This is a genomic window from Streptomyces sp. CY-1 (genome assembly GCF_047218265.1).
GTDB classification, from domain to species: Bacteria; Actinomycetota; Actinomycetes; order Streptomycetales; family Streptomycetaceae; genus Streptomyces; species Streptomyces niphimycinicus.
On sequence record NZ_CP178393.1, the window covers coordinates 6,408,643 to 6,432,296 of the forward strand.

The following is a 23,654-nucleotide window of genomic DNA, read 5'->3' on the forward strand; positions in this document are numbered from 1 at the left end:
ACCGCCCCGGGCACCGCCCAGGGCCGGATGCCCGACGGGTCACACCCCCACCGGTCGTCGCCGGTTGCGGATACGGTGCCTATATGGGGAACGACAGGTCGGGCACGGGGGCGGAGACGGCGAGTGGGCCCGGATATGCCCTGCTGCTCGCCGCCGGTCCGGCCGGCAAACAGCGACTGATGGACGCGGCCGCCGCGCTGCCCCAGCTCGCCGCCGTACCGCCGGCGGCGCTGCTGGGCACGCCCGGCGGCGCCAGCGTCGTCCAACTCGTGGACCCGGCCGATCCGCAGACCGTGCTGACGCATCTGCGCACCGCCGCCGCGCACCCGGGCCCGGTGCTGGTCCATCTCGCGGGCCAGCTCACCCTCGACGCCAAACAGCGGCTGCCACATCTGGCGTTGGCCCGTACGACGCCGAGGACCGCCCGCTATACGGCGCTGCCCTGGCACTGGCTGGCGGCCGAGCTCGGCAGGCGGCCGCCGGGCAGCACCGTCGTGATCGCCGATCTGGTGGCCGACGAGACGGTGTGGCCGGCGCTGAGGGCCGCCGGGCCGTCCGGACTCGCCGCCGGGCTGACGCTGTACGGCGCGGTGGCGCCCGCCCCGCCCAAGCGGGGAGCCCCGCCCAAGCGGGGGATGGCGACGCCGGACTACAGCCGGGCGTTCGCCGGGCTGCTGCGGGGCGCCGCCGAGCGCCCGCCGCTCGCGCTGCTGCACCAGCGGGCCGCGCTGGAGGCCGGGTTGGGCAGCGGGCCCGAACTGCTGCTGGACGGCTCCGCGCCGGGTGGGGCGTATCCGGCCCCGGAGGCCGCTCCTGGCCCGGAGGCCGCCGGATGGGCCGGGCAGAGCGGACCGGCCGGGGCAGCCGGGGCAGCCGGGCCGGTGGCGGTCACGCCGCCGCGCATGCCGCCGGGCCCTCCCGAAACGTTCCTCCCCGCCGATCCCCGACCGGCGCCACCATCACTGCGCCCGCCCCGGCCGACGCACGCCCCCCTGCCCCCGCCGCCCGGGCGGGCGCCCGTCGCCGATCCGCTCGCCGCCACGCACGCGGCGATATTCGAGGCGGCCAACTCGGGGCGGCACAGCGAGGCCGCCTCGATGGCGGCCGCCTGGGAGCAGGAGGCGCTCCGGACCGCCGGTCCCCGGTCCGACGAGGCGATCCACTGGCTGGAGGTCCGGGCCGATCTCTCCCGTATCGCCGGGGACCCGGCCCGCGCCTGCGAGCTGTGGCTCGCGGTGGCAGAGGCGCGGCTGGGCAACGGGGAGCCGGTCGGCCACCCCGAGGTCGAGGGGGCCGTGGACCGGGCGCACCACCAGTGGCAGTTCGTGGCGGACCGGGCCAGGGCCGGCGCCCTCGCCCCGCCGCTGATCGAGCTGCGGAGCAGAGTGCCCGGCCGCAGGCCCGGCGCGCTGGAGGCGGTGCGGCGCCGGGCCGAGCTGCTCCGGGCCCCGGCCCGCACGCGCTGACCGCCGTCGTTCCCAGGACCGGAGACACCGGTCTCAGTGGTGGAACGCCTTGACGACCTTCCCCAAGGGCGCGCGCTGCGACCGCAGCTCCGGCAGCAGCGACCCCAGGTCGTTCAGGAAGAGATCGGCGAGGTCCTCCGAGAAGCCGTTGCGGCACACCACCCGCAGCACGGACAGGTCCTCCCGGTTGGGCGGGAAGGTGTACGCGGGCACCAGCCAGCCGCGTTCGCGCAGCCGCCGGGAGACGTCGTAGACATCGAAGGTGCCGACCCCCTCCGCCGTGGTGAACGCGAACACCGGGAGCTGATCGCCGCGGCTGAGCAGGGTGAAGTCCCCGAACGCCTCGATCCGCTCGGCGAGCGAGCGCGCCACATCGCGGGTGTTCTGCTGGACGGCGCGGAAGCCCTCCCGGCCCAGACGGACAAAGGTGTAGTACTGGGCGGCCACCTGGGCGCCGGGGCGGGAGAAGTTGAGCGAGAACGTCGGCATGTCGCCGCCCAGGTAGTCGACGCGGAAGACCAGGTCCTCGGGCAGCGCGTCCGACGTTCGCCACAGCGCCCACCCCACCCCGGGGTAGACCAGGCCGTACTTGTGCCCCGAGGCGTTGATGGAGGCGACCCGCGGCAACTGGAAGTCCCATACCAGGTCCTGGTCGAGGAACGGCGCGATCATCGCGCCCGAGGCGCCGTCGACATGCACCGGGATGTCCAGGCCCGTGCGCTCCTGGAGGTCGTCCAGCGCCCGGCACACCTCGGCGACGGGTTCATAGGAGCCGTCGAAGGTGGACCCCAGGATCGTCACGACCCCGATGGTGTTCTCGTCGCACAGCTCGGCGGCGGCCTGGGGGTCGAGGTGGAACCGGTTGCCCTCCATGGGCACCTGCCGCGCCTCGACCTCCCAGAAGTTGCAGAACTTCTCCCAGCACACCTGGACATTGGTCCCCATGATCAGGTTGGGGCGGGCGGTCGCCGGATAGCTCACCGGGTTCCGCTTGGCCCAGCGCCGCTTGAAGGCCATTCCGGCCAGCATGCACGCCTCGCTCGACCCCGTGGTGGAGCAACCCACGACCGTGTCCGGGTCGGGTGCGTGCCACAGATGGGCGAGCATGGCCACGCACCGCCGCTCCAGTTCGGCGGTGCGCGGGTACTCATCCTTGTCGATCATGTTCTTGTCGCGGCAGTCGGACATCAGCTTGCCCGCCTGCGGCTCCATCCACGTGGTGACGAAGGTGGCGAGATTCTGGCGGGCGTTGCCGTCCAGCATCAGCTCGTCATGGACGAACTGATATGCGGTCGTGGCCGCCATCGGCCCGTCCGGGAGGCGGCGGAGCGGGGGTTTACCGGTCATGCCGCTGACCGGATTGGCCTCACCGTAGAGCGGATTGATGGAGAACTCGGAGCGATGTCCCCGGTGGGGCGGGGTGGGGGTGCCGTTATGAAGTGCCATCTTCGTTAAATTAGGGGCATATCGGCGATACGCCCCGATACCGCGCCGTGCCCTGTGCCCCGCCCCCGCTACCCCGCGCTGCTGAGCGACAGCTTGGCCGCGAAGCCGAGGAACGCCGCGCCCGCGCCCGCCGAGAGCCCCGCCCTCAGCCGACGGCGCCGCCGGAAGGTGGCCGCCAGATATGTACCGCTGAAGATCAGCACCGACAGATAGGTGATGCTGAACAACTGCGCCCAGGCGCCCAGCGCCAGGAAGGACAGCGCGGGATGGGCGTAGTCCGGATCCACGAACTGCACGAAGAAGGAGATGAAGAAGAGGATCGCCTTCGGGTTCAGCAGGCTGATGACCAGCGCCCTGCGGTACGGGCGCTCGCCCGCCACGGACCCCTTGGCCGCGTCCGCCGACTCCATCGAGCCATCCGCGGACTCCATGGCCGCGGCCGCGGCCCCCTCCGCGCTCCCCGGACGGCGGCGCCACAGCGCCCGCGCCCCGCGCAGCATGCCCACCGCCAGCCAGGTCAGATAGCCCGCGCCCGCGAACTTGACCACCGCGAAGAGCACCGGGCTGGCGTTCAGCAGCGAGGCCACCCCGCCCGCCGACAGCGCCATCAGCACGGTGTCGCCGCACAGCACCCCGGCTGCCGCCCGATAGCCGGTACGGGGGCCGCGGCGGGCCGCGACCGACACCACATAGAGCGAATTGGGGCCCGGCAGCAGGATGATCAGCGCCAGACCGGCCAGATAGGTCGAAAGATCGGTTATCCCCAGCACAATCGGCAGAATGACAGCCGCCCGCCGCACCGCCCAGCGGGTTTCGCCATCCGGACTTGCACCTCACGCGACGTAAGGGCGCACCGTGGAACCCGTACCGAACTGAAGGAGAGCGGATCAGGCCATGAGCTACTCCGTGGGACAGGTCGCGGGCTTCGCCGGTGTCACGGTGCGCACGCTGCACCACTACGACGAGATCGGGCTGCTGCGCCCCGGCGCCCGCAGCGCGGCCGGGCACCGGCGTTACGACGACGCCGACCTCGACCGGCTCCAGCGGATCCTGTTCTACCGGGAGCTGGGCTTTCCGCTCGAAGAGGTGGCGGTGCTGCTCGACGACCCGGATATCGATCCGCAGGCCCACCTGCGGCGTCAGCACCGGCTGCTGACCGACCGGATCGAGCGGCTGCGGAAGATGGCCGCCGCCGTCGAACAGGCCATGGAGGCGCGGAAGATGGGCATCAATCTGACCCCGGAGGAGAAGTTCGAGGTCTTCGGGGACTTCGACCCGGACGAGCACCAGGAGGAGGTCGAACAGCGCTGGGGGAACACCGAGGCGTACCGGGAGTCCCAGCGCAGGGCCGCCTCGTACACCAAGGAGGACTGGAAGCGGATCCAGGAGGAGGCGGACGAGCTCGGCAACCGCTTCGTGGCGCTGATGCGCGCGGGCACCCCGCCGACATCCGAGGCGGCGATGGACCTCGCCGAGGAGCACCGGCGGGGAATCAGCCGTAACCACTACGAGTGCGGCCATGAGATGCACGCCTGCCTGGGCCGGATGTACGTCTCCGACCACCGCTTCACGGAGAACATCGACAAGGCCGGGCCGGGGCTGGCGGTCTACCTCCGCGACGCGATCCTCGCCAACGCGGAGCGGCACCGCTAGGGCCTAGGGGCATCCCTGGAGGGCGGGGCCGGGGCGGGCGTCCTGGGCGGTGGGAACCAAGGGCACGCACACGGCGTTGATAGCTTTGGGCGGCACACTGCGAAGAACACCTCAGTTCCGCCCCGACCCTGCGGCCGGGCCTCGCACGAGCCTGCTTCCCTCGACCCAGGAGCCTCCCACCCGTGAACACCCTCGCGCTCGGCCCTCAGTGGCTGGACCCGGACTATCTGATCGAAACCTTCGGTCTGCTCGGCGTCCTGGCCATCGTTTTCGCGGAGTCCGGTCTGCTCATCGGCTTCTTCCTGCCGGGCGACTCGCTGCTCTTCACCACCGGTCTGCTGGTGACCACCGATGTGATCAAGCAGGATCTGTGGGTGGTGTGCGTGGCCGTCGCGGTCGCCGCGATCGTTGGTGACCAGGTCGGCTATCTCTTCGGCCGGAAGGTGGGGCCGTCGCTCTTCCGGCGCCCCGACTCCAAGCTCTTCAAACAGGAGAACGTGGAGAAGGCGCATGAGTTCTTCGAGAAGCACGGGCCGAAGTCGCTGATCCTGGCCCGCTTCGTGCCCATCGTGCGGACGTTCACGCCGATCATCGCCGGCGTCAGCCGGATGAACTACCGCTCGTTCATCATCTTCAACATCATCGGCGGTGTGCTGTGGGGCACCGGCGTCACCCTGCTGGGTTCGGCGCTCGGGAAGGTCGACTTCGTGCATCAGCACATCGAGCTGATGCTGATCGCGATCGTGCTGCTGTCGATCATCCCGATCGTGATCGAGTTCCTCCGGGCCCGCGGCAAGGCGAAGAAGGAGGCCGCCGCGGAGCCGGATCCGCAGGGCCCGGCCTCGGGCGCCCCCTCCCAGGGGCCGCGCGGGCGCCACGCCAAGCGCTGACGCCGAGCGCCAAGCGCTGACGCCGAGCGGCAAGCGCTGACGCCGAGCGCCGGGGCCGATGAGCTCCGGGGCCGATGAGCGCCCCGGTGCCCCCGCCGCCGTGGCGTTCCCCGTCACCCCGGCGTCTCCCGTCCCGCCTGCACCTCGTTCATCTGCATTCACGCCCGTCACACACACCCGCCCCCACTCCCCTTCGGCGGCCACCGCCCCGCACAATGGGCTCCGGTGGCCGCCGATGCTGCATCCTTGGCCGCTGGGAACCATACGGGGAGGGCTGGTGAGGAGCGAGGAGACGTGAGGCCGGACCGTCAGCAGACGCCGCGCGGTGCGAGCGCGGTGGACACGGACACGGGGGAGGGCCAGAAGCCCCAGTCCGACGAGGCGCACAGCGCCTTCACCCCGCCCCTCGGCATACCCATGCCGCCTCCGCCCGAGGACGAGCACCCGACATCGGAGTTCGCCGTGCCCAGCGGGCTGACGGCGGAGACCCCCGTCGAACCCGAGGGCTCGGCCTTCGTGCCGCCCCCCGGGGTGAAGACCGCGCAGAGCAACCAGACCACCGGCGGCTTCCCCGCCATCACCCCGCCGAACGGCTTCCCCGTCGTCCGGCTGACCAAGGACGCCCCCTGGCAGGACCGGATGCGCACGATGCTGCGCATGCCGATCAGCGAGCGCCCGACGCCCGAGCGCGTGGAGCAGCAGGACGAGACCGGGCCGGCCGTGCCGCGTGTGCTCGACCTCACCCTCCGCATCGCCGAGCTGCTGCTCGCGGGCGGCGAGGGGGCCGAGGACGTCGAGGCGGCGATGCTCGGCGTGGCGCATGCGTACGGGCTCGACCGCTGCGAGCCGACCGTCACCTTCACCCTGCTGTCGGTCAGCTACCAGCCCTCGCTGGTGGACGATCCGGTCACCGCCAGCCGGACCGTGCGGCGCCGGGGCACCGACTACACCCGGCTGTCCGCGGTCTTCCGGCTGGTGGACGACATCACCTCGCAGGAGGAGTTCACGCTGGAGGAGGCGTACCGGCGGCTCGCCGAGATACGCCGTAACCGCCACCCCTACCCCGGCTGGGCGCTCACCGTGGCGGGCGGCGGGCTGGCCGGCGCGGCGAGCATGCTGGTCGGCGGTGACTGGCCGGTCTTCTTCGCGGCGGCCATCGGCGCGATGTTCGGCGACCGGCTGGCGTGGCTGGCCTCGGGACGCGGGCTTCCGGAGTTCTACCAGTTCGTGGCCGCGGCGATGCCGCCCGCCGCGATGGGCGTGGCGCTCAGCCTCCTGAACTCCGGACTCCAGGCGTCCGCCGTGATCACCGGTGGGCTGTTCGCGCTGATCCCGGGGCGGGCGCTGGTCGCGGGCGTCCAGGACGGGCTGACCGGCTACTACATCACCGCGGCGGCCCGCCTGCTGGAGGTCGGCTATCTGATCGTGGGCATCGTGTGCGGGGTGCTCACGGTGCTCTACGGGGGCGTCCAGCTCGACGCCAAGCTGAACCCGGAGGCGGCGCTGCGCCATGTGGAGCGGCCGGTGATCCAGATCCTGGCGGCGATGCTGCTCGCGCTGACCTTCTGCATCCTGCTCCAGCAGGAACGTCACACCGTGCTGTTCGCCACACTCAACGGCGGGGTCGCCTGGGTGGTCTACGCCGCGCTGGCCGATACCGCCAATGTCCCGCCGGTGGCCGCCACGACCGTGGCCGCGGGGCTGGTCGGCCTCTTCGGCCAGTTGCTCTCGCGTTATCGGTACGCCTCGGCGCTGCCGTATGTCACGGCGGCGATAGGGCCGCTGCTGCCCGGTAGCGCGACCTACTTCGGCCTGCTCGCCCTGGCCCAGGGCAACCTGGACCGGGGCATTCCGTTCCTCACCCAGGCGGCGGCACTGGCCCTGGCGATCGCCATAGGGGTGAACCTGGGAGGCGAGGCCGCGCGCCTCTTCCTGAAGACCCCCGGCGCCACCGACCCCTCCGACCGCCGCGCCGCCAAGCGCACGAGGGGCTTCTGACGGGCGCGCCGACCGGGGCCACGCCCGGGGCCGCGTCCGCCCTGGGCCGCCGCCGTCCCCGGCCCGGAAACGCCGGAGGGCGGGACACCCACAGGGTGTCCCGCCCTCCGGCGTGATCAGGACTCAGTGGCCGCCGGCGGCCTCGAGGCGCTTGATGGACGCCTCCACCTCGGCCTCGGCCTCGGCGCGGCCCACCCAGTTGGCCCCCTCGACCGACTTGCCCGGCTCGAGGTCCTTGTAGACCTCGAAGAAGTGCTGGATTTCCAGGCGATCGAACTCTGAAACGTGGTGAATATCACGCAGGTGCTCCACCCGGGGGTCCGAGGCCGGTACGCAAAGCAGCTTGTCATCGCCGCCCGCCTCGTCCGTCATCCTGAACATGCCGATGGCACGGCACTTGATCAGGCAGCCGGGGAACGTCGGCTCGTCGAGAATGACCAGTGCGTCCAGCGGATCGCCGTCCTCGCCGAGGGTGTTCTCGACGAAGCCGTAGTCCGCGGGGTAGCTGGTCGACGTGAAGAGTCGCCGGTCAAGACGGATGCGACCCGTCTCGTGGTCCACCTCGTACTTGTTCCGCGAACCCTTCGGGATCTCGATGGTGACGTCGAACTCCACGGGTGGCTCCTCCATGATCAACACATACGTCTGGTGATTAAGTGTCCCCCACGCAGGTGTGTGGTGGCGAAAGGGGCTGGTCGGTCGTGCCTGAAGCCCGATCGTGGCAGGTCAGGGAGTGGCTGCGGCACCGGGTGAGCCGTGGGCGACGCGAGTTCGACCGCGCGCGCGGTCGTGGGCTGTACGAATGGGACCGCGTGCGCGCCCGTATCCGGCGCGAATGGCGGCGCATGCCCCGGGAGCGGCAGCGGACCTGGCAACTGGTGACGGTCTCCGCCGCGACCGGTCTGGTGGTCGCCGTGGTCTCGGTGCTCGTGGCCGGGCCCTGGGACGGCGGTCAGCGGACGGCCGAACGCGCCCGCGCCACCGACGATCGGGCCCCGGACGACGGGCGTAACGGCGGTCCGGGGCGGCCCGCGCCCAGCGCCCCGCCCGTGCTGGCCGCGCTCGGCGCGCGCCCCGCGCCCAAGTCGCCGGACAGCGGTGGGGACGCCGTGCCGCCGCCCACCGGGGCGGGGCTCGCCGACACGCTCGAACCGCTGCTGGACGATTCCGCGTTGGGCGATGAGCGCTCGGTGGCGGTGATGGACGTGACCACCGGTCAGCAGGTGTTCGGCAGCAAGGCGGGTACGGCCGCCGTCCCCGCCTCGACGATCAAGCTCGCGACCGGTGCCGCGGCCCTCTCCGCCCTCGGCCCGGACCACCGCATCAGGACCAGCGTCGTGGCGGGCGCGGGCAGGCACGACATCGTGCTGGTCGGCGGCGGCGACCCCACGCTGACCGCGCGGGCCGTCAAGGGGGACGACCACCCCGCGGCACTGCGCCAGTTGGCCGACGCCACCGCCCGCGCCCTCAAGAAGCGCGGCCCGGGCCCCTACCGGCTCGGCTACGACACATCGCTCTACTCCGGGTCGAAGCTGCACCCGATCGGCCCCAACGAGAACCTCTCGCCCGTCGTCCCTCTGATGGCCGACGAGGGCCGTAAGGACGACAGCGACCACGGCCCGGCGCCGCGCGCCGAGGACCCGGCCGCCGACGCGGCCGGCACCTTCGCGTCGATGCTGCGCGACCGCGGTGTCGAGGTGACGGGCGAGCCCGGCTCGTCCAAGGCCGCCAAGGGCGCCCGTACGGTGGCCTCCGTCCGCTCCCAGCCGCTGTCCTCGCTCGTCGAGCGGATGCTGACCAACAGCGACAACGACATCGCGGAGGCCCTGTCCCGGCAGACCGCCCTCGCGGCCGGGAAGCCCGCCAGCTTCGCGGGCGGGGCGAAGGCCGTGACCCAGCGGCTGCGCAAGCTCGGGCTGCCGCTGACCGGTGCCCGGATCGCCGACGGCAGCGGGCTCGACCGCGCCGACCATGTGTCCGCCGGGCTGCTCGCCCAGGTGCTGGTGCGCGCCTCCGACCGCGACCACCCCCAACTGCGGTCGCTGCTCACCGGGCTGCCGGTGGCCGGTTTCAGCGGCACCCTGCGCACCCGCTACGCCCAGGACGCGGTCGGCCGGGGCGTGGTCCGCGCCAAGACCGGCACCCTCACCGGGGTCAACACCCTCGCGGGCTCGGTCGTGGACGCGGACGGCCGGCTGCTGGTCTTCGCGTTCATGACCAACGGCACCACCGACGCCGACGGCGCCCAGCGCGCCCTGGACCGGATGGCCTCGGCCCTCGCCAACTGCGGCTGCCGCTGAGCGCGAGGGCGACCGGACGCCTACGGCCGACCGGACGCGTACGGCGGCCACGCCACGGTGGCCGCCGTAAGGCCACCAGGGTGACCCGGACACGGGGCGGCCGCCGGTGCGGACCCCGGTGTCCTCCCGGATGGGGCGCGGGCCACGTACCGTGAAGCCATGACGAGCATCGGTGGTGTGGAGATGGTCGACTGGAATCTCGCGGTCGCGACCGCGACCCGGCTGGTGCGCCCCGGGCCCGAGGTGAGTCGCGAGGAGGCGCGGGCCGTCGTCGCGGAGCTGCGGCGGCACGCCAAGTCCTCGGAGGAGCACGTCCGCGCGTTCACCCGGATGGCCGTCTCCGGCGGCCCGGCCTCGGACACCCCCGTCCTCGTCGTGGACCGCGCGGGCTGGATCAAGGCCAATGCGGCGGGCTTCCGGCAGATCCTCAAACCGCTGCTCGGCAAGATGCAGGACCGGCGCGGCGGACTGCCCGGCGGGGCGATGCTGGGCGCGGTCGGCGGCAAGGTGACCGGGGTCGAGCTGGGGATGCTGCTGTCCTTCCTCGCCTCCCGGGTGCTCGGCCAGTACGAGACCTTCGCGCCCGCGACCCGCGAGCTGCCCGGCTCCCCGGGCGGCGGCCGGCTGCTGCTGGTGGCGCCCAACATCGTCCATGTGGAGCGCGAACTCGACGTAACCCCGCACGACTTCCGGCTGTGGGTCTCGCTGCACGAGGAGACCCACCGCACCCAGTTCACCGCCGTGCCGTGGCTGCGCGACCACATCGAGTCCGAGATCCAGGCGTTCCTCGGCGAGACCGATGTGGACCCGGCCACCCTGCTGGAGCGGCTCCGCGAGGCGTTCCAGTCGCTGAGCGGCGGCGGCCGTCCCGGTGACGAGAGGGGCGAGGAGGACGGGCGCGGCGGCGCGCCCAGCATCATCGAGCTGGTCCAGACCCCGTCCCAGCGGGAGATCCTGGCGCGGCTGACCGCGGTGATGTCGCTGCTGGAGGGCCACGCCGACTACGTCATGGACGGGGTGGGGCCGGAGGTCGTGCCGTCCGTCGCGGAGATCCGGGAGAAGTTCCAGAAGCGCCGGGCGAGTGGCGCGGGCCGGCTCGACCAGGCGCTGCGCAAGCTGCTGGGGCTCGACGCCAAGCTGCGGCAGTACCGTGACGGTGAGCGATTCGTCCGGGCCGTGGTGAACGAGGTCGGTATGGACGGTTTCAACCGTGTCTGGACCTCGCCCAACACCCTTCCGACCAAGGCGGAGATCAGCAAACCCGCCGAGTGGGTCGCGCGGGTGCACCGTAAGGCGGAGTCCTAGAACCGGCACACTCCCGGCACACGCGGAAACGGACGAACGCCCCCTTTAATCACTCGTCCGAGGGACCGTTGGCGACGGGTAGGCGTGCGATGCTCGGGGAACAGCTCGCTTCTGTCACCATCGACATACGCAGCGTGACGAAAAGCTGCGTAACTCCTCGCACCCCCCGAGGCACCCCCTCGAATGACAGATGGGAAACGGACATGGGTCCCCATCCAGCGGTCGCCGCGATACGCCTCGCGGTCCGCCGCGTCCTCCACGACGTCCTCGTCGCCCACTCGGCCTCGTCCTCCTGCTCGCCCTCCGCCGCCTCCTCGCCCGCCACGCGTTCGGCCCCCACCCCACGCGGCTCCGCCCCGCGCGCCGACGCGCCCCTCGTACTCGCCGCCTGCTCGGGCGGCGCCGACTCCATGGCGCTCGCCTCCGCCCTCGCCTTCGAGGCCCCGCGGGCCGGTCTGCGCGCCGGCGGGGTCACCGTCGACCATGGCCTCCAGCAGGGCTCGGACGCCCGCGCCGCCGAGGTCGCCGACCGGATGCGGGCGCTGGGCCTCGCGCCGGTCGAGGCGATCGCCGTGTCCGTCGGCCGCGGCGGCGGCCCCGAGGCCGCAGCCCGGGACGCCCGCTACGCCGCGCTGGACGGCGCCGCCGAGCGCCACGGCGCCACCGCCGTGCTGCTCGGCCACACCCGCGACGACCAGGCCGAGACGGTTCTGCTGGGCCTCGCCCGCGGCTCCGGCACCCGCTCGCTGTCCGGCATGGCCTGGGTCTCCGGGGCCGACGGCCGCTACCGCCGGCCCTTCCTCCAACTGGACCGGCACACGGTCCGCGAGGCATGCCTGGCCCAGTCGCTGCCCGTCTGGGACGACCCGCACAACGTGGACCCCTCCTACACCCGCTCCCGGGTCCGCCACGAGGCGCTGCCCATCCTGGAGAAGGCGCTGGGCAAGGGCGTCGTCGAGGCGCTCGCCCGCACCGCCCAGCTCTCCCGGGACGACGCCGACGCCCTCGACGCCTGGGCCGCCCGGGCCGAGGCCGATGTGATGACCACCGCACCGGCGGCGGCCGGTGGTGCGCAGGCCGTGCATCTCGACACCGTCGGCCTGCACGGACTGCCCACCGCCGTCCGCCGCCGGGTGCTGCGCCGCGCCGCCATCGCCGCGGGCGCGCCGGCCGGTTCGCTCTTCGCCCGCCACATCGAAGAGGTGGACCGGCTGATCACCGGCTGGCGGGGGCAGCGGGCCATCAATCTCCCCGGCCGCGTCGAGGTCCGCCGTGAGGGTGGCAGACTGGTCATCCGGCAGGGCTGATCCGCCCGAGCCAGATGAGCCGGTACGTCGAACGAAAGTGGCGCGGGTGGACGACAAGGACATGGGCACCGACCTCAAGTCGGTCCTCATCACCGAGGAAGAGATCAACGCGAAGCTGGCGGAGCTGGCGGCCACCATCGACGAGGAGTACGCGGGCAAGGATCTGCTGATCGTCGGCGTGCTCAAGGGCGCGGTCATGGTGATGGCGGATCTGGCACGTGCCCTGTCCACGCCCGTCACCATGGACTGGATGGCCGTGTCGTCCTACGGCGCGGGCACCCAGTCCTCCGGGGTGGTGCGCATCCTGAAGGACTTGGACACCGACATCAAGGGCAAGCACGTCCTGATCGTCGAGGACATCATCGACTCCGGACTGACGCTGTCGTGGCTGCTGTCGAACCTGGGCTCGCGCGAGCCGGCCTCGCTGAACGTCTGCACCCTGCTGCGCAAGCCGGAGGCGGCCAAGGTCGCCATCAAGGTGAAGTGGGTCGGCTTCGACATCCCCAACGAGTTCGTCGTCGGCTACGGCCTGGACTACGCCGAGAAGTACCGGAACCTGCGGTTCGTCGGCACCCTGGCTCCCCACGTCTACGGCGGCTGACGGCGCCGCGGGCCCCTGGGAACCTGGCGGGGTTTTCCGCCGTTGGAGCAGGGGAAGGCGGTTTTGTTAACAGTCCACGGCGGCGTCGGGTGACAATGCTGGGGTACCGTCCGAAGGTCAGTCTTTTTCGAGACTGAGGATTACACAGCTCATACACCGCAAATACACCGCACGCACGGGCGGCCCCTCCAGGGCTGCCGTGCCTCACTGTGGCAGGAGGGACGGGGCGGCTTCGCCCCGTATGGATGGACGTGAAGCGCTACTTCCGTGGGCCGGTCATGTGGATCGTGCTGGCCGTCCTCGCCGTGGTCGTGTTGATGCAGGTCGTCGGCTCGTCCGGCGGCTACAAGTCGGTGGACACCAGTCAGGTCGTCAAGGCGATCAACCAGAACCAGGTCCAGTCCGCCGAACTGACGACCGGCGACGAGCACAAGGTAAAGATCAACCTCAAGGACAATGTCGCCAAGATCTCGGGCAGCGACAAGCTCCAGGCCACCTACATCGGTGACCAGGGTGTCGATCTGGCCAAGACTCTTCAGGCCAATGCCCAGAAGCCCAACGGGATCCCCGACGGGTACAACGTCTCGACGTCGAAGCAGAACCCCTTCGTCGGGATTCTGCTCTCGCTGCTCCCGTTCGTGCTGATCGTCGTGGTCTTCCTGTTCCTGATGAATCAGATGCAGGGCGGCGGCTCCCGGGTGATGAACTTCGGGAAGTCGAAGGCCAAGCTGATCACCAAGGACACGCCGAAGACGACGTTCACCGATGTGGCGGGCGCCGACGAGGCGGTCGAGGAGCTCCAGGAGATCAAGGAGTTCCTTCAGGAGCCGGCGAAGTTCCAGGCCGTGGGCGCCAAGATCCCCAAGGGTGTGCTGCTCTACGGCCCGCCCGGTACGGGTAAGACGCTGCTCGCGCGTGCCGTCGCGGGCGAGGCGGGTGTCCCCTTCTACTCGATCTCCGGCTCCGACTTCGTCGAGATGTTCGTGGGTGTGGGTGCCTCCCGTGTCCGCGACCTGTTCGAGCAGGCCAAGACCAACGCCCCGGCCATCGTCTTCGTCGACGAGATCGACGCCGTCGGCCGGCACCGCGGTGCGGGCATGGGCGGCGGCCATGACGAGCGCGAGCAGACGCTGAACCAGCTCCTCGTCGAGATGGACGGCTTCGATGTGAAGGGCGGGGTCATCCTGATCGCCGCCACCAACCGGCCCGACATCCTCGACCCGGCGCTGCTGCGCCCGGGCCGCTTCGACCGGCAGATCGCGGTCGACCGCCCGGACATGCAGGGCCGGCTGGAGATCCTCAAGGTCCACCAGAAGGGCAAGCCGGTCGCCCCGGACGTCGATCTGTCGGCCGTCGCCCGGCGCACCCCCGGCTTCACCGGTGCCGATCTGTCGAATGTGCTGAACGAGGCCGCCCTGCTGACGGCCCGCAGCGACAAGAAGCTGATCGACAACCACTTCCTGGACGAGGCGATCGACCGAGTCGTGGCCGGTCCGCAGAAGCGGACCCGGATCATGAGCGACAAGGAGAAGAAGATCACCGCGTACCACGAGGGCGGTCACGCCCTGGTCGCGGCGGCTTCTCCGAACAGCGACCCGGTGCACAAGGTCACCATCCTCTCCCGAGGCCGGGCCCTGGGTTACACCATGGTCCTGCCGGACGAGGACAAGTACTCGACCACGCGCAACGAGATGCTGGACCAGCTCGCCTACATGATGGGCGGCCGGGCGGCCGAGGAGCTCGTCTTCCACGACCCGACCACGGGCGCGTCCAACGACATCGAGAAGGCGACCACCACCGCCCGCGCGATGGTCACGCAGTACGGCATGACCGAGCGGCTCGGCGCGATCAAGTTCGGCTCCGACAACTCCGAGCCGTTCCTCGGCCGTGAGATGGCTCACCAGCGCGACTACTCGGAAGAGGTCGCCGCGCTGGTGGACGAGGAGGTCAAGAAGCTCATCGAGGCCGCGCACAACGAGGCGTGGGAGATCCTCGTCGAGAACCGGGACGTCCTGGACAACCTGGTGCTGGCGCTGCTGGAGAAGGAGACGCTCAACAAGGAGGAGATCGCCGAGATCTTCGCCCCGATCGTCAAGCGCCCGGCCCGCCCGGCGTGGACCGGCTCCTCGCGGCGTACGCCCTCGACCCGTCCGCCGGTGCTCTCCCCCAAGGAGCTGGCCCCGGCCAACGGTGCCCAGCCCACCTCGGCGGCTTCGCTGACCAAGAGCACCACTCCGGAGGACGCCGCCGAGCGTCCTGAGGGCTCGGGCTCCGCCGGTTCGGAGAGCTGACCCCCACCACCGGGGGCGGCTTCCGCCCCCGGTGGCCCCGGAATGAATGCCGCGTCCACCAGGTTCTAGCCTGGTGGACGCGGCATTTACGCGTTCGTTGTGTGTATGTGAGGAACGAGGCAGCTCCATGACCGACCCGGTGACGCTGGACGGCGAGAGCCCCATTGGTGTGTTCGACGAGAAGCGCGCCGAGAACGCGATCCGCGAGCTGCTGATCGCCGTGGGCGAGGACCCCGACCGGGAGGGGCTGCGCGAGACGCCGGGCCGGGTGGCCCGTGCGTACAAGGAGATCTTCGCGGGGCTGCGCCAGGAGCCCGAGGACGTCCTGACCACCACCTTCGACCTGGGCCATGACGAGATGGTGCTGGTCAAGGACATCGAGGTGATGTCCTCCTGCGAGCACCATCTGGTGCCCTTCGTGGGCGTCGCCCATGTGGGCTATATCCCGTCCCACGACGGCAAGATCACCGGGCTGTCCAAGCTGGCCCGGCTGGTCGATGTCTTCGCCCGCCGCCCTCAGGTCCAGGAGCGGCTGACCACTCAGATCGCCGAGTCCCTGATGCGGATACTGGAGCCGCGCGGGGTGATCGTGGTGGTCGAGTGCGAGCACATGTGCATGACCATGCGCGGGGTGCGCAAGCCCGGGGCCAAGACGCTCACCTCGGCCGTCCGCGGCCAGTTGCGCGATCCGGCCACCCGGGCCGAGGCCATGAGCCTCATCATGGCCCGCTGAGCGGCTCCGTACGTCTCAGCCGGGCTGGAGCCCCAGCGGCGCGGGGCGAGTCGCGTACGCGGCGGCTCGTGGCCTTGGACGTCCGGCGCGGCTCAGGCGCGGGCCGCGGCGCTCGGGCCGTTGCCGTCGTTGTCGTCGTCCTCCGGGAGCTTGAGGACCCGCTCCAGGAAGAACGCGGCCGCCACCACCCCCGCGGCCGCCAGCACCGACGCCCCGGCATAGATGGCCTGATCCCGGCGGGCGGGCACATCGAGCTGCTCCATGGCCAGGAAGACGCCGGCCCCGCCGTACATCCCCGCGACCAGCGCCGCCACCAGCGCGCTGGCCTGCCCGAAGACCACCGCACGGGCGGCCACCATCGGGTCCACGCCCTTGGCGCCCGGCTGCCGCTCCCGCTGGGCGCGCAGCCGGGACCGCAGCGACAGCGCGGTGGCGGCCAGCACGACCGCGATCAGGGCCAGCACGATCGGCGCGGCCACCGGGATGCTCGGCAGCGACCCCAATGTGTCCCACAGCCGGGCGCCCGCCCACGACACCACACCGGCCACGGCGAACAGCCCGACCAGCACCCCGATCCGAAGTTGCTTCACCGAGCGGTCGCCCCTCAATTCAGTACGTGCCAACGTGTCCGGAACCTATCCGGATCAACGTCTACTCGGGCAGTCGCAGTTCCAGATCGGTGCGGACCCGGACACCTTCCTGGCCCATCGCGGCCAGCAGCCCCGCCACCGCCCCGCGCCCGGGGACCTCGGCCTGCGGATCCACGTCGTTCCACGGCACCAGCACGAAGGCGCGCTCATGGGCGCGCGGATGCGGCAGGGTGAGCTGGGGGTCGTCGGACACCACGTCCTGATACGCCACGATGTCCACGTCGATGGTGCGCGGGCCCCAGCGCTCGTCCCGCACCCGCTCGAACGCCTCCTCGATGGCGTGGCCGCGCTCCAGCAGCGAGGACGGCGGCAGCGTCGTCTTGATCAGCACCACCGCGTTGAAGTACGTGGCCTGGGTGCCGGGCTCCACGCCCCACGGGTCCGTCTCGTACACCGGCGATACGGCCTTGACCCGCAGGCCCGGGGTGTCCTCCAGCGCGTCGATGGCGCCCTGGAGGGTCTCCAGGCGATTGCCCAGATTGCTGCCGAGCGAGATCACCGCTCGTTTGGGGTTGCTCAACGTCACATCGGCGGCGTCCACCTGCTCCACCACGGAGATGGGAACGGGCTGCACGGTCGGGTCGCTGCTGCTCATACTCGGCTCCGGGTGATGGTGATGGTCACGTCGTCGAAGGGCACGGTGATCGGGGCCTGCGGCTTGTGCACCACGACCTCGACCTCCCGCACCACGTCGTGCTTGAGGCACCGGTCCGCGATCCGTTCGGCCAGCGTCTCGATCAGATCGACCGGCTCACCCCGCACCACGGCCACGACCTCTTCCGCCACCACGCCGTAGTGGACGGTCTTGCCGAGGTCGTCGTCGGCCGCGGCGGGCCGAGTGTCCAGGCCGAGCACGAGGTCCACGACGAAGTCCTGGCCCTCCTCGCGCTCATGGGGTAGCACACCGTGGTGCCCGCGAGCCTTCAGGCCGCGCAGCGCGACACGATCCACCTGAATCACTCCTGCTGGTCGTCGGTACGCGGGCACGCCCTCCTGGCCGGAGCGCACCACCTGTCCCCTGCCGTCTGCGGGGGTACCTGCCTCGCAATCTACCTGCGGGCCCCGGCGGCATTCGCCCATGGGGTGGGCGGTGCCCGCTGCCGACGCCCCGCGCCACAGCCTTCTACCCCCACCTCGCGGGGCTCGAACGGGGTCGGGTCAGCCCGGCAACAACCCGTCGTCGGCGGGGCCTTCGGGACCGCCCGGCTCCTCGTCGTCACTCTCCGCGAGCACCGGGGAGCCGTGGTGCGACCAGACCTTCCAGCCGTCCTCCGTGCGGCGGAACACATTCGTGGCGACGACGAGCTGGCCCACCAGCGGGCCGAGCTGGCCCTCCTCCTCGGCGGGGGCGCCGCTGAGAATGTTCTCGGTGCAGGTCAGCAGGGCGGTGTCGGCCATCACCGACACCTCGACATCCGTCAGGAAGAACTGGATGTAGTCCGTGTTGGCCATGATCAGCGCATAGGAGCGGAGCACCTCGCCCCGGCCGCGCAGCACCGGCCAGCCCGGGTGGACGCAGGACACCTCGGTGTCGGGGGAGTCCAGCCACAGCCGCTGGAGCGTGCTGTGGTCACCCTGCTCCATGGCGTCGTACAGCGCCGTGTTCACCTGCGCCACACGTTCGTTGTCCGTAAGGGAAGTCACAGCGCTCCAGCCGTGTTCTCGGCCCGCTCGATGGCCCGCGCCACGCGCACCGCGTCCGCGCTGGCCCGTACCTCGTGCACCCGGACGGCCCAGGCGCCCTCGCGTGCCGCGAGCGCGGTGACCGCCGCCGTGGCGGCGTCCCGCTCCCTGGCCGGCGGCGGGCTGCCGCCGTCGCCCGCCAGGACACGCCCCAGGAACCGCTTGCGGGAGGCCGCCACCAGCAGCGGGCGGCCCAGCTTCCGCAGCGCGGACAGATGGGCGACCAGGGTCAGATCGTGCCCGGCGTCCTTGGCGAAGCCCAGGCCCGGGTCGATCACGATCCGCTCCGGGTCGATACCGCCCGCGACGGCCTGCTCCAGGCTGATGCGCAACTCGGCGACGACCTCGCCGACCACGTCCGCGTACACCGCCCGGTTGTTCATATCGATCGACTGGCCGCGCCAGTGCATCACCACGAACGGCACCCCCGCCGCGGCCACCGTGGGCACCATCGCGGGGTCGGCGCCGCCGCCGCTGACGTCGTTGACCAGCCGGGCCCCGGCCGCCACGGCCCGCTCGGCCACCGTGGCCCGCATGGTGTCCACGCTGATCACGGCACCGGTCGCGGCCAGCTCCCGGACGACGGGGATCACCCGGCGCAGCTCCTCGGCCTCGTCGACGCGCGCCGCGCCGGGCCGGGTCGACTCACCGCCGACGTCCACCAGGTCGGCCCCGGCGGCGACCAGATCGAGACCGTGCTTGACGGCCAGTTCGGTATCGAACCACCGGCCGCCGTCGGAGAAGGAGTCCGGTGTGACGTTCACCACGCCCATCACCGCGCACCGGTCCCACTCCGGCAGTCCGGCCACCCGGCCCCGCCCTTGCAACGTGCTCATGTGCCCAGCCTAGGCGTAGGGGGTGGCTTCTGGATCAGGCCGCCTGCTGGAGCCCCCGCCCGTCGGCCAGCTCCCGATGGGCGCAGGGCCGGGGCTCGGGGCGCGGTCCGCGGCGCAGCAGCCGGGGCAGGGCCAGCGAGACGAAGCCCTCGGCCTGCATCGCGGCCAGGCCGATCCGGGGCAGGTCGCGGGTGTTGCGGAAGACCACGAAGCGCGGCTCCCAGCGCGGCTGGAACTTGGCGTTGAACTTGTACAGCGACTCGATCTGGAACCAGCGGGAGAGGAACACCAGCAGCGCCCGCCAGCCGCGCAGCACCGGGCCCGCGCCCAGCTTCTCGCCGCGCGCCAGCGCCGAGCGGAACATCGCGAAGTTCAGCGACACCCGCTCCACGCCCAGCTCGGGGGCGGCCTGGAGCGCGGCCACGATCAGCAGCTCGTTCATGCCCGGGTCGGCGCTCCGGTCGCGCCGCATCAGCTCCAGCGACATTCCGTCCGCGCCCCACGGCACGAAGTGCAGTACGGCCTTGAGATCCCCGTACGGACCCTCCTCGGCGCCCTCGCCCGCGGCCTTGTGGGCGGTGGCGATGACCGCGTCCCCGTCCGCCGGGTCGCCGATCCGGCCCAGCGCCATCGAGAAGCCGCGCTCGGTGTCGGTGCCCCGCCAGTCGGCGGCGGCGCGCCGGATGGCCTCCAGCTCCTCCGGGCCCAGGTCGGCGGCGCGCCGCACCCGGGTCTGGTAGCCGGCCCGCTCGATCCGCTTGACCATCTGGCGCACATTGCGCATCGCGCGCCCGGACAGGGTGAAGTCCGCCACATCGACGATGGCCTCGTCGCCCAGTTCGAGCGCGTCCAGGCCGGTCTCCCGGGTCCACACCTCGCCGCCGGTCTCGCTGCACCCCATCACCGCCGGGGTCCAGGAGTGGGCCCGCGCCTCCTCCATGAAGCGGGCGATCGCGCCGGGCCATGCCTCCACGTCGCCGACCGGGTCGCCGCTGGCGAGCATCACCCCGGAGACCACGCGGTAGCAGACGGCGGCCTTGCCGCTGGGGGAGAAGACCACGGCCTTGTCGCGGCGGAGCGCGAAGTGGCCGAGCGAGTCGCGGCGCCCGTGGGCGGTGAGCAGCTCCCGCAGCCGCTCCTCGTCCACGGGGGTGAGGCGGGCGGCGGGGTGCTCGGGGCGGAAGGCGAGATAGGCGGTGGTGGCGACGGTCAGCAGGCCCAGCGCGCCGAGCGAGTAGCCGACCGTGTAGTCCGCGCCGTGGCGGTAGTCGACCGGCCCCTCGAAGCCGAACAGGCCCCACAGGACGTGCTCGAGCTGCTCGCTGAGCGACGGGCTTCCCTCGATGGCGTCCGGATGCGAACGGACGATGAGCAGCCCCAAGGTGACGCTGACCGCACCGAGACCCACGAAGTTGGCCAGCGCCATCCAGCGGCTGCGCGGATCGGGCAGCGCCGCGAACTCGGCGCGGTAGCGGATCAGCACCCCCATCAGGACGAGGGAGAGCACCATGCCGATGACCGAGTGCCGGTAGAGCAACTGGGCGGCCGCGCCGACGGGCAGCAGCGCCACGGCGGCGACCCAGGCCCGCCGCTTACGCCGTTTGAGGCCGTGGGCCAGCATCAGCAGCAGCAGACCGACCACGATCGAGGCGGCGGCGGCCAGCGAGCTCACGGCGCCGGGCAGCAGTTCGGCCAGCGCGTGCACCCTGCTGTGGCGCAGCCGGGGGAAGACGATGTCCATCAGTCCGATGAGGGTGCAGGCGGTGCCGACGACCGTGGGCATGGCCTCCGGCCTGGGGCCGTGCAGCAGGCGCCGTATCCGGTTGGGAACCTCTCCGGACGTTTCGGCATCTTGACTGTCAGGCATCTGCATTCCCGTCGCTTCGGTCAAGAGGATCTTTGGTTCTGTTGCGTGGCATCCGCACGATTTGCGCCCTGGAAGACGCCATTTGAGGCGGCGGGGTTCCAACCGCGGCACGGGGGAGCCGGCCGCCCGGCAGAAAGATAGTGATGGGTCTCACGAGCAACAACCTCGTGATCGCGGCGGTCGTAGCGGCATTGCTGCTGTTCGCGGCCACGATATGGCTGTGGCCCCGGTTGTCCGGGCGCGGAGTGGCTCCCGTGCTCGGCCGGGTCGGCATGCTACTGGGGACGCAGCTCACCGTGTTCGCGGCGGTCGGATTGTTCGCCAATCAGTCGTTCGGCTTCTACGGTTCCTGGTCCGACCTCTTCGGTACGCAGGACGAGCCGGGTGTCGTGGTGGACCACGACACGCCGGGTACCCGGGTACGGGTCACCGAGACCCGCCATCTGGCCGGGGACGGCGGCAGGTCGCCCAAGGTCGCCGGGCGGGTGGAGAAGGTGAACATCCAGGGGCCGGTCTCCGGGATCGCGAGCCCCGCGTACATCTATCTGCCCCCGGAGTACTTCCGGCCCGAGTACTCCCGGCGGACCTTCCCCGCCGCGCTGGTGCTGACCGGATACCCGGGCACCACCGAATCCCTTATCAATGGCATGAAATACCCCCAGAACTCGCACAAGCTGGTCAAGGCGGGGAGGATGCAGCCCCTCGTCCTGGTGATGATGCGGCCGACGGTCGCCTCGCCGCGCGACACCGAGTGCGTGGACGTGCCGGACGGGCCGCGGACCGAGACATTTTTCACCAAGGACGTGCCGAAGGCGGTGGCCGACCACTACCGGGTGGGCCAGCGGGCCCGTAACTGGGGCGTCATCGGAAATTCCACCGGCGGCTACTGCGCCCTGAAGATGGCGATGCGCCACCCCGACGCCTTCTCCGCGGCGGCCGGGCTCTCCCCGTCGTACAAGGCCCCGATCGACTCGACCACGGGCGATCTCTTCGGCGGCAGCAAGCGGCTGGAGCGGGAGAACGACCTGATGTGGCGGCTGTCCCACAAGCCGGCGCCGCCGGTGTCGCTGCTGGTCTCCAGCAGCGAGCACGGTGAGCAGAACTACCGGGACACCGTGCGCTTCGTGAACAAGGTGAAGCGGCTGAACCGGCGCGGGGCGCCGACCCGCATCTCGTCGATCATCCTGGGCAACGGCGGCCATAACTTCAACACCTGGAAGCGGGAGGTCCCCGCCGCGCTGGAGTGGCTCGGCGGCCGCCTCGGCGACCGCTGAGCCCCCGGGGCTCCCCCGGACCCCCAAGCCTTTGAGGGCGTCGGGGAAGGGCCGGGGAAGTCCGGGGGCGTGCTACACGTCGGCGACGGTCTGGAGCTCGACGTCCCCGCGCGCGATGCCGCCCGCGTCGGCGTCGATCGAGCGGCGGAGGGCCTCATGGAGCCGGGCCGGGGTGAGGACGCCGAGGAAGCGGTCCTCGTCCAGGACCGCGATCCAGCCCGCGTCATGCTGGAGCATCGTGCTGAACGCCTGCTTGAGCGGCGCCCCGACCGGCAGCCACGCCTCCATCCGGCGCGCCTGGTCCCGTACGTTCCCCTTCGTGCCGTCGGCCGCGTCCGCCGGGATCCAGCCGTGCAGCCGCTCCGCGTCGTCCAGGACGACGGCCCAGCGCGCCCCTTCCGAGGCCAGCCGGGCGGCCGCCTTGGAGAGCGGGTCGTCCAGGTGGACGACGGGCGGCTGCTCCAGGTCGCCCGGCTCGATGGGGGTGACCGACAGCCGCTTCAGCCCGCGGTCCGCGCCCACGAAGTCGGCCACATACGGGGTGGCGGGCGCGCCCAGCACCGTGGCCGGGGTGTCGAACTGCTCGATCCGTCCCGAGCCATAGACCGCGATGCGGTCTCCGAGCCGGACCGCCTCCTCTATGTCATGGGTGACGAAGAGCACGGTCTTGCGCACCTGTGACTGAAGTCGCAGGAATTCGGTCTGTAGATGCTCGCGTACGACCGGGTCGACCGCGCCGAACGGCTCGTCCATCAGCAGCACCGGCGGATCGGCGGCCAGCGCGCGGGCCACCCCGACGCGCTGCCGCTGGCCGCCGGAGAGCTGGTCGGGGTAGCGGTCGCCGTAGACGGACGGGTCGAGGCCGACCAGGTCGAGCAGTTCGGCGGCGCGCTCCCGCCCCTTCTTCCGCTGCCAGCCCAGGAGATGCGGCACGGTGGAGGTGTTCTCGAGCACGGTCTTGTGCGGGAACAGCCCGACCTGCTGGATGACATAGCCGATACGGCGGCGCAGGGCGACCGGATCGGCCTCGGCGACGTCCTCGCCGTCCACCAGAATCCGCCCCGATGTCGGCTCGATGAGCCGGTTCACCATCTTCATCGTCGTCGTCTTGCCGCAGCCCGAGGGGCCCACCAGGGTGACCAGCTCACCCTCCGCCACCTCGAAGGAGAGGTCGTCCACGGCCGTCGTGCCATCGGGGTAGCGCTTGGTGACATGCTCGAAACGGATCATGGCTCCTCATTGTTGCCGCATTCGTGGCAGACATTGTTGCTGTTGTGTGGCGATCGGACGAGATTGTCATCTGCCGGGGTTAGGGTCACCAGGAATTGTGAAGAGCAACGGGCCGCGACCCGAC

General features: G+C 71.4%; 21 protein-coding genes. 11 read left to right on the forward strand and 10 right to left on the reverse strand.

What is annotated here, in order from left to right; all coding sequences use genetic code 11:
- Positions 1 to 83 precede the first annotated feature (83 nt).
- A complete protein-coding gene (locus ACK1X7_RS27700; protein WP_390793150.1) occupies positions 84 to 1,466 on the forward strand; it encodes a hypothetical protein in 1,383 nt (460 codons plus the stop codon).
- Positions 1,467 to 1,499: 33 nt separating this feature from the next.
- Here the strand turns inward: ACK1X7_RS27700 and ACK1X7_RS27705 are convergent, their stop codons facing one another.
- Both ACK1X7_RS27705 and leuE read right to left on the reverse strand, forming a co-directional pair.
- A complete protein-coding gene (locus tag ACK1X7_RS27705) occupies positions 1,500 to 2,912 on the reverse strand; it encodes a glutamate decarboxylase (RefSeq protein WP_385143894.1) in 1,413 nt (470 codons plus the stop codon).
- A 68-nt stretch (positions 2,913 to 2,980) separates the two neighbouring features.
- Positions 2,981 to 3,682 carry a leucine efflux protein LeuE gene (gene leuE, locus ACK1X7_RS27710; RefSeq protein ID WP_385143892.1) on the reverse strand — a complete coding sequence of 234 codons (702 nt, stop codon included), beginning with the start codon at positions 3,680 to 3,682 and terminating at the stop codon, positions 2,981 to 2,983.
- A gap of 124 nt (positions 3,683 to 3,806) precedes the next feature.
- On the opposite strand from leuE, the gene ACK1X7_RS27715 reads away from it, so the two are divergent.
- The 3 genes from ACK1X7_RS27715 (at position 3,807) to ACK1X7_RS27725 (ending at position 7,453) form a co-directional block, all read left to right on the forward strand.
- On the forward strand, positions 3,807 to 4,565 hold the full coding sequence (locus ACK1X7_RS27715) for a MerR family transcriptional regulator (protein ID WP_398159519.1): 759 nt from the start codon (positions 3,807 to 3,809) through the stop codon (positions 4,563 to 4,565).
- A 182-nt stretch (positions 4,566 to 4,747) separates the two neighbouring features.
- The gene (locus ACK1X7_RS27720) at positions 4,748 to 5,455 is read left to right on the forward strand and encodes a DedA family protein (protein WP_385143888.1); all 708 of its coding nucleotides are present in this window, start codon (positions 4,748 to 4,750) and stop codon (positions 5,453 to 5,455) included.
- A 294-nt stretch (positions 5,456 to 5,749) separates the two neighbouring features.
- Entirely contained in the window at positions 5,750 to 7,453 is a 1,704-nt protein-coding gene (locus ACK1X7_RS27725) for a threonine/serine ThrE exporter family protein (RefSeq protein WP_385143886.1), read from the forward strand.
- Positions 7,454 to 7,576: 123 nt separating this feature from the next.
- Here the strand turns inward: ACK1X7_RS27725 and ACK1X7_RS27730 are convergent, their stop codons facing one another.
- Positions 7,577 to 8,068 (reverse strand): inorganic diphosphatase, encoded by a 492-nt coding sequence (locus tag ACK1X7_RS27730; RefSeq protein WP_014061662.1) that lies wholly within the window; start codon positions 8,066 to 8,068, stop codon positions 7,577 to 7,579.
- Positions 8,069 to 8,154: 86 nt separating this feature from the next.
- Here ACK1X7_RS27730 and dacB point away from each other — a divergent pair, with 86 nt between their 5' ends.
- From dacB to folE, 6 genes are all read left to right on the forward strand, one after another.
- Positions 8,155 to 9,753 carry a D-alanyl-D-alanine carboxypeptidase/D-alanyl-D-alanine endopeptidase gene (gene dacB, locus ACK1X7_RS27735; protein ID WP_385144241.1) on the forward strand — a complete coding sequence of 533 codons (1,599 nt, stop codon included), beginning with the start codon at positions 8,155 to 8,157 and terminating at the stop codon, positions 9,751 to 9,753.
- 159 nt (positions 9,754 to 9,912) lie between these two features.
- Positions 9,913 to 11,058 carry a zinc-dependent metalloprotease gene (locus ACK1X7_RS27740; protein ID WP_413115783.1) on the forward strand — a complete coding sequence of 382 codons (1,146 nt, stop codon included), beginning with the start codon at positions 9,913 to 9,915 and terminating at the stop codon, positions 11,056 to 11,058.
- A 203-nt stretch (positions 11,059 to 11,261) separates the two neighbouring features.
- Positions 11,262 to 12,365, forward strand: a complete 1,104-nt coding sequence (tilS, locus tag ACK1X7_RS27745) for a tRNA lysidine(34) synthetase TilS (RefSeq protein ID WP_398159517.1) — start codon at positions 11,262 to 11,264, stop codon at positions 12,363 to 12,365.
- A 61-nt stretch (positions 12,366 to 12,426) separates the two neighbouring features.
- The gene (gene hpt / locus ACK1X7_RS27750; protein WP_043241584.1) at positions 12,427 to 12,966 is read left to right on the forward strand and encodes a hypoxanthine phosphoribosyltransferase; all 540 of its coding nucleotides are present in this window, start codon (positions 12,427 to 12,429) and stop codon (positions 12,964 to 12,966) included.
- 245 nt (positions 12,967 to 13,211) lie between these two features.
- Positions 13,212 to 15,257 (forward strand): ATP-dependent zinc metalloprotease FtsH, encoded by a 2,046-nt coding sequence (gene ftsH, locus ACK1X7_RS27755; protein WP_385114959.1) that lies wholly within the window; start codon positions 13,212 to 13,214, stop codon positions 15,255 to 15,257.
- A 127-nt stretch (positions 15,258 to 15,384) separates the two neighbouring features.
- Entirely contained in the window at positions 15,385 to 15,990 is a 606-nt protein-coding gene (gene folE, locus ACK1X7_RS27760) for a GTP cyclohydrolase I FolE (protein WP_059142458.1), read from the forward strand.
- Between the two features lie 92 nt (positions 15,991 to 16,082).
- On the opposite strand, the gene ACK1X7_RS27765 is transcribed toward folE, so the two are convergent.
- The 6 genes from ACK1X7_RS27765 to ACK1X7_RS27790 all read right to left on the reverse strand — a co-directional run bounded on the left by ACK1X7_RS27765 (position 16,083) and on the right by ACK1X7_RS27790 (position 21,026).
- Positions 16,083 to 16,580, reverse strand: a complete 498-nt coding sequence (locus ACK1X7_RS27765) for a DUF3180 domain-containing protein (protein ID WP_361498474.1) — start codon at positions 16,578 to 16,580, stop codon at positions 16,083 to 16,085.
- 61 nt (positions 16,581 to 16,641) lie between these two features.
- On the reverse strand, positions 16,642 to 17,235 hold the full coding sequence (gene folK / locus ACK1X7_RS27770; protein WP_137966372.1) for a 2-amino-4-hydroxy-6-hydroxymethyldihydropteridine diphosphokinase: 594 nt from the start codon (positions 17,233 to 17,235) through the stop codon (positions 16,642 to 16,644).
- A complete protein-coding gene (gene folB / locus ACK1X7_RS27775; protein ID WP_014061653.1) occupies positions 17,232 to 17,591 on the reverse strand; it encodes a dihydroneopterin aldolase in 360 nt (119 codons plus the stop codon). The genes folK and folB overlap by 4 nt, the downstream gene beginning before the upstream one ends.
- 207 nt (positions 17,592 to 17,798) lie before the next feature.
- On the reverse strand, positions 17,799 to 18,284 hold the full coding sequence (locus ACK1X7_RS27780) for a nuclear transport factor 2 family protein (RefSeq protein ID WP_385144243.1): 486 nt from the start codon (positions 18,282 to 18,284) through the stop codon (positions 17,799 to 17,801).
- On the reverse strand, positions 18,281 to 19,159 hold the full coding sequence (gene folP / locus ACK1X7_RS27785; protein WP_382952915.1) for a dihydropteroate synthase: 879 nt from the start codon (positions 19,157 to 19,159) through the stop codon (positions 18,281 to 18,283). Before folP ends, ACK1X7_RS27780 begins: the two co-directional genes overlap by 4 nt.
- Before the next feature lie 34 nt (positions 19,160 to 19,193).
- Entirely contained in the window at positions 19,194 to 21,026 is a 1,833-nt protein-coding gene (locus ACK1X7_RS27790) for a phosphatidylglycerol lysyltransferase domain-containing protein (RefSeq protein WP_385144247.1), read from the reverse strand.
- A gap of 143 nt (positions 21,027 to 21,169) precedes the next feature.
- On the opposite strand from ACK1X7_RS27790, the gene ACK1X7_RS27795 reads away from it, so the two are divergent.
- Positions 21,170 to 22,300, forward strand: coding sequence for an alpha/beta hydrolase (locus ACK1X7_RS27795; protein ID WP_385144249.1), 1,131 nt, complete (start codon positions 21,170 to 21,172; stop codon positions 22,298 to 22,300).
- A 72-nt stretch (positions 22,301 to 22,372) separates the two neighbouring features.
- Here the strand turns inward: ACK1X7_RS27795 and ACK1X7_RS27800 are convergent, their stop codons facing one another.
- On the reverse strand, positions 22,373 to 23,530 hold the full coding sequence (locus ACK1X7_RS27800; protein ID WP_385144251.1) for an ABC transporter ATP-binding protein: 1,158 nt from the start codon (positions 23,528 to 23,530) through the stop codon (positions 22,373 to 22,375).
- Between the last annotated feature and the right edge of the window lie 124 nt (positions 23,531 to 23,654).

What these genes read in the sequence shown, in the direction of transcription:
- ACK1X7_RS27700 (WP_390793150.1), top strand. Translation starts at nt 84, where the DNA reads ATGGGGAACGACAGGTCGGGCACGGGGGCGGAGACGGCGAGTGGGCCC.
- ACK1X7_RS27705 (WP_385143894.1), bottom strand. Translation starts at nt 2,912, where the DNA reads ATGGCACTTCATAACGGCACCCCCACCCCGCCCCACCGGGGACATCGC.
- ACK1X7_RS27715 (WP_398159519.1), top strand. Translation starts at nt 3,807, where the DNA reads ATGAGCTACTCCGTGGGACAGGTCGCGGGCTTCGCCGGTGTCACGGTG.
- ACK1X7_RS27740 (WP_413115783.1), top strand. Translation starts at nt 9,913, where the DNA reads ATGACGAGCATCGGTGGTGTGGAGATGGTCGACTGGAATCTCGCGGTC.
- tilS (WP_398159517.1), top strand. Translation starts at nt 11,262, where the DNA reads ATGGGTCCCCATCCAGCGGTCGCCGCGATACGCCTCGCGGTCCGCCGC.
- hpt (WP_043241584.1), top strand. Translation starts at nt 12,427, where the DNA reads ATGGGCACCGACCTCAAGTCGGTCCTCATCACCGAGGAAGAGATCAAC.
- ftsH (WP_385114959.1), top strand. Translation starts at nt 13,212, where the DNA reads ATGGACGTGAAGCGCTACTTCCGTGGGCCGGTCATGTGGATCGTGCTG.
- folE (WP_059142458.1), top strand. Translation starts at nt 15,385, where the DNA reads ATGACCGACCCGGTGACGCTGGACGGCGAGAGCCCCATTGGTGTGTTC.
- folK (WP_137966372.1), bottom strand. Translation starts at nt 17,235, where the DNA reads ATGAGCAGCAGCGACCCGACCGTGCAGCCCGTTCCCATCTCCGTGGTG.
- folP (WP_382952915.1), bottom strand. Translation starts at nt 19,159, where the DNA reads ATGAGCACGTTGCAAGGGCGGGGCCGGGTGGCCGGACTGCCGGAGTGG.
- ACK1X7_RS27790 (WP_385144247.1), bottom strand. Translation starts at nt 21,026, where the DNA reads ATGCCTGACAGTCAAGATGCCGAAACGTCCGGAGAGGTTCCCAACCGG.
- ACK1X7_RS27795 (WP_385144249.1), top strand. Translation starts at nt 21,170, where the DNA reads ATGGGTCTCACGAGCAACAACCTCGTGATCGCGGCGGTCGTAGCGGCA.
- ACK1X7_RS27800 (WP_385144251.1), bottom strand. Translation starts at nt 23,530, where the DNA reads ATGATCCGTTTCGAGCATGTCACCAAGCGCTACCCCGATGGCACGACG.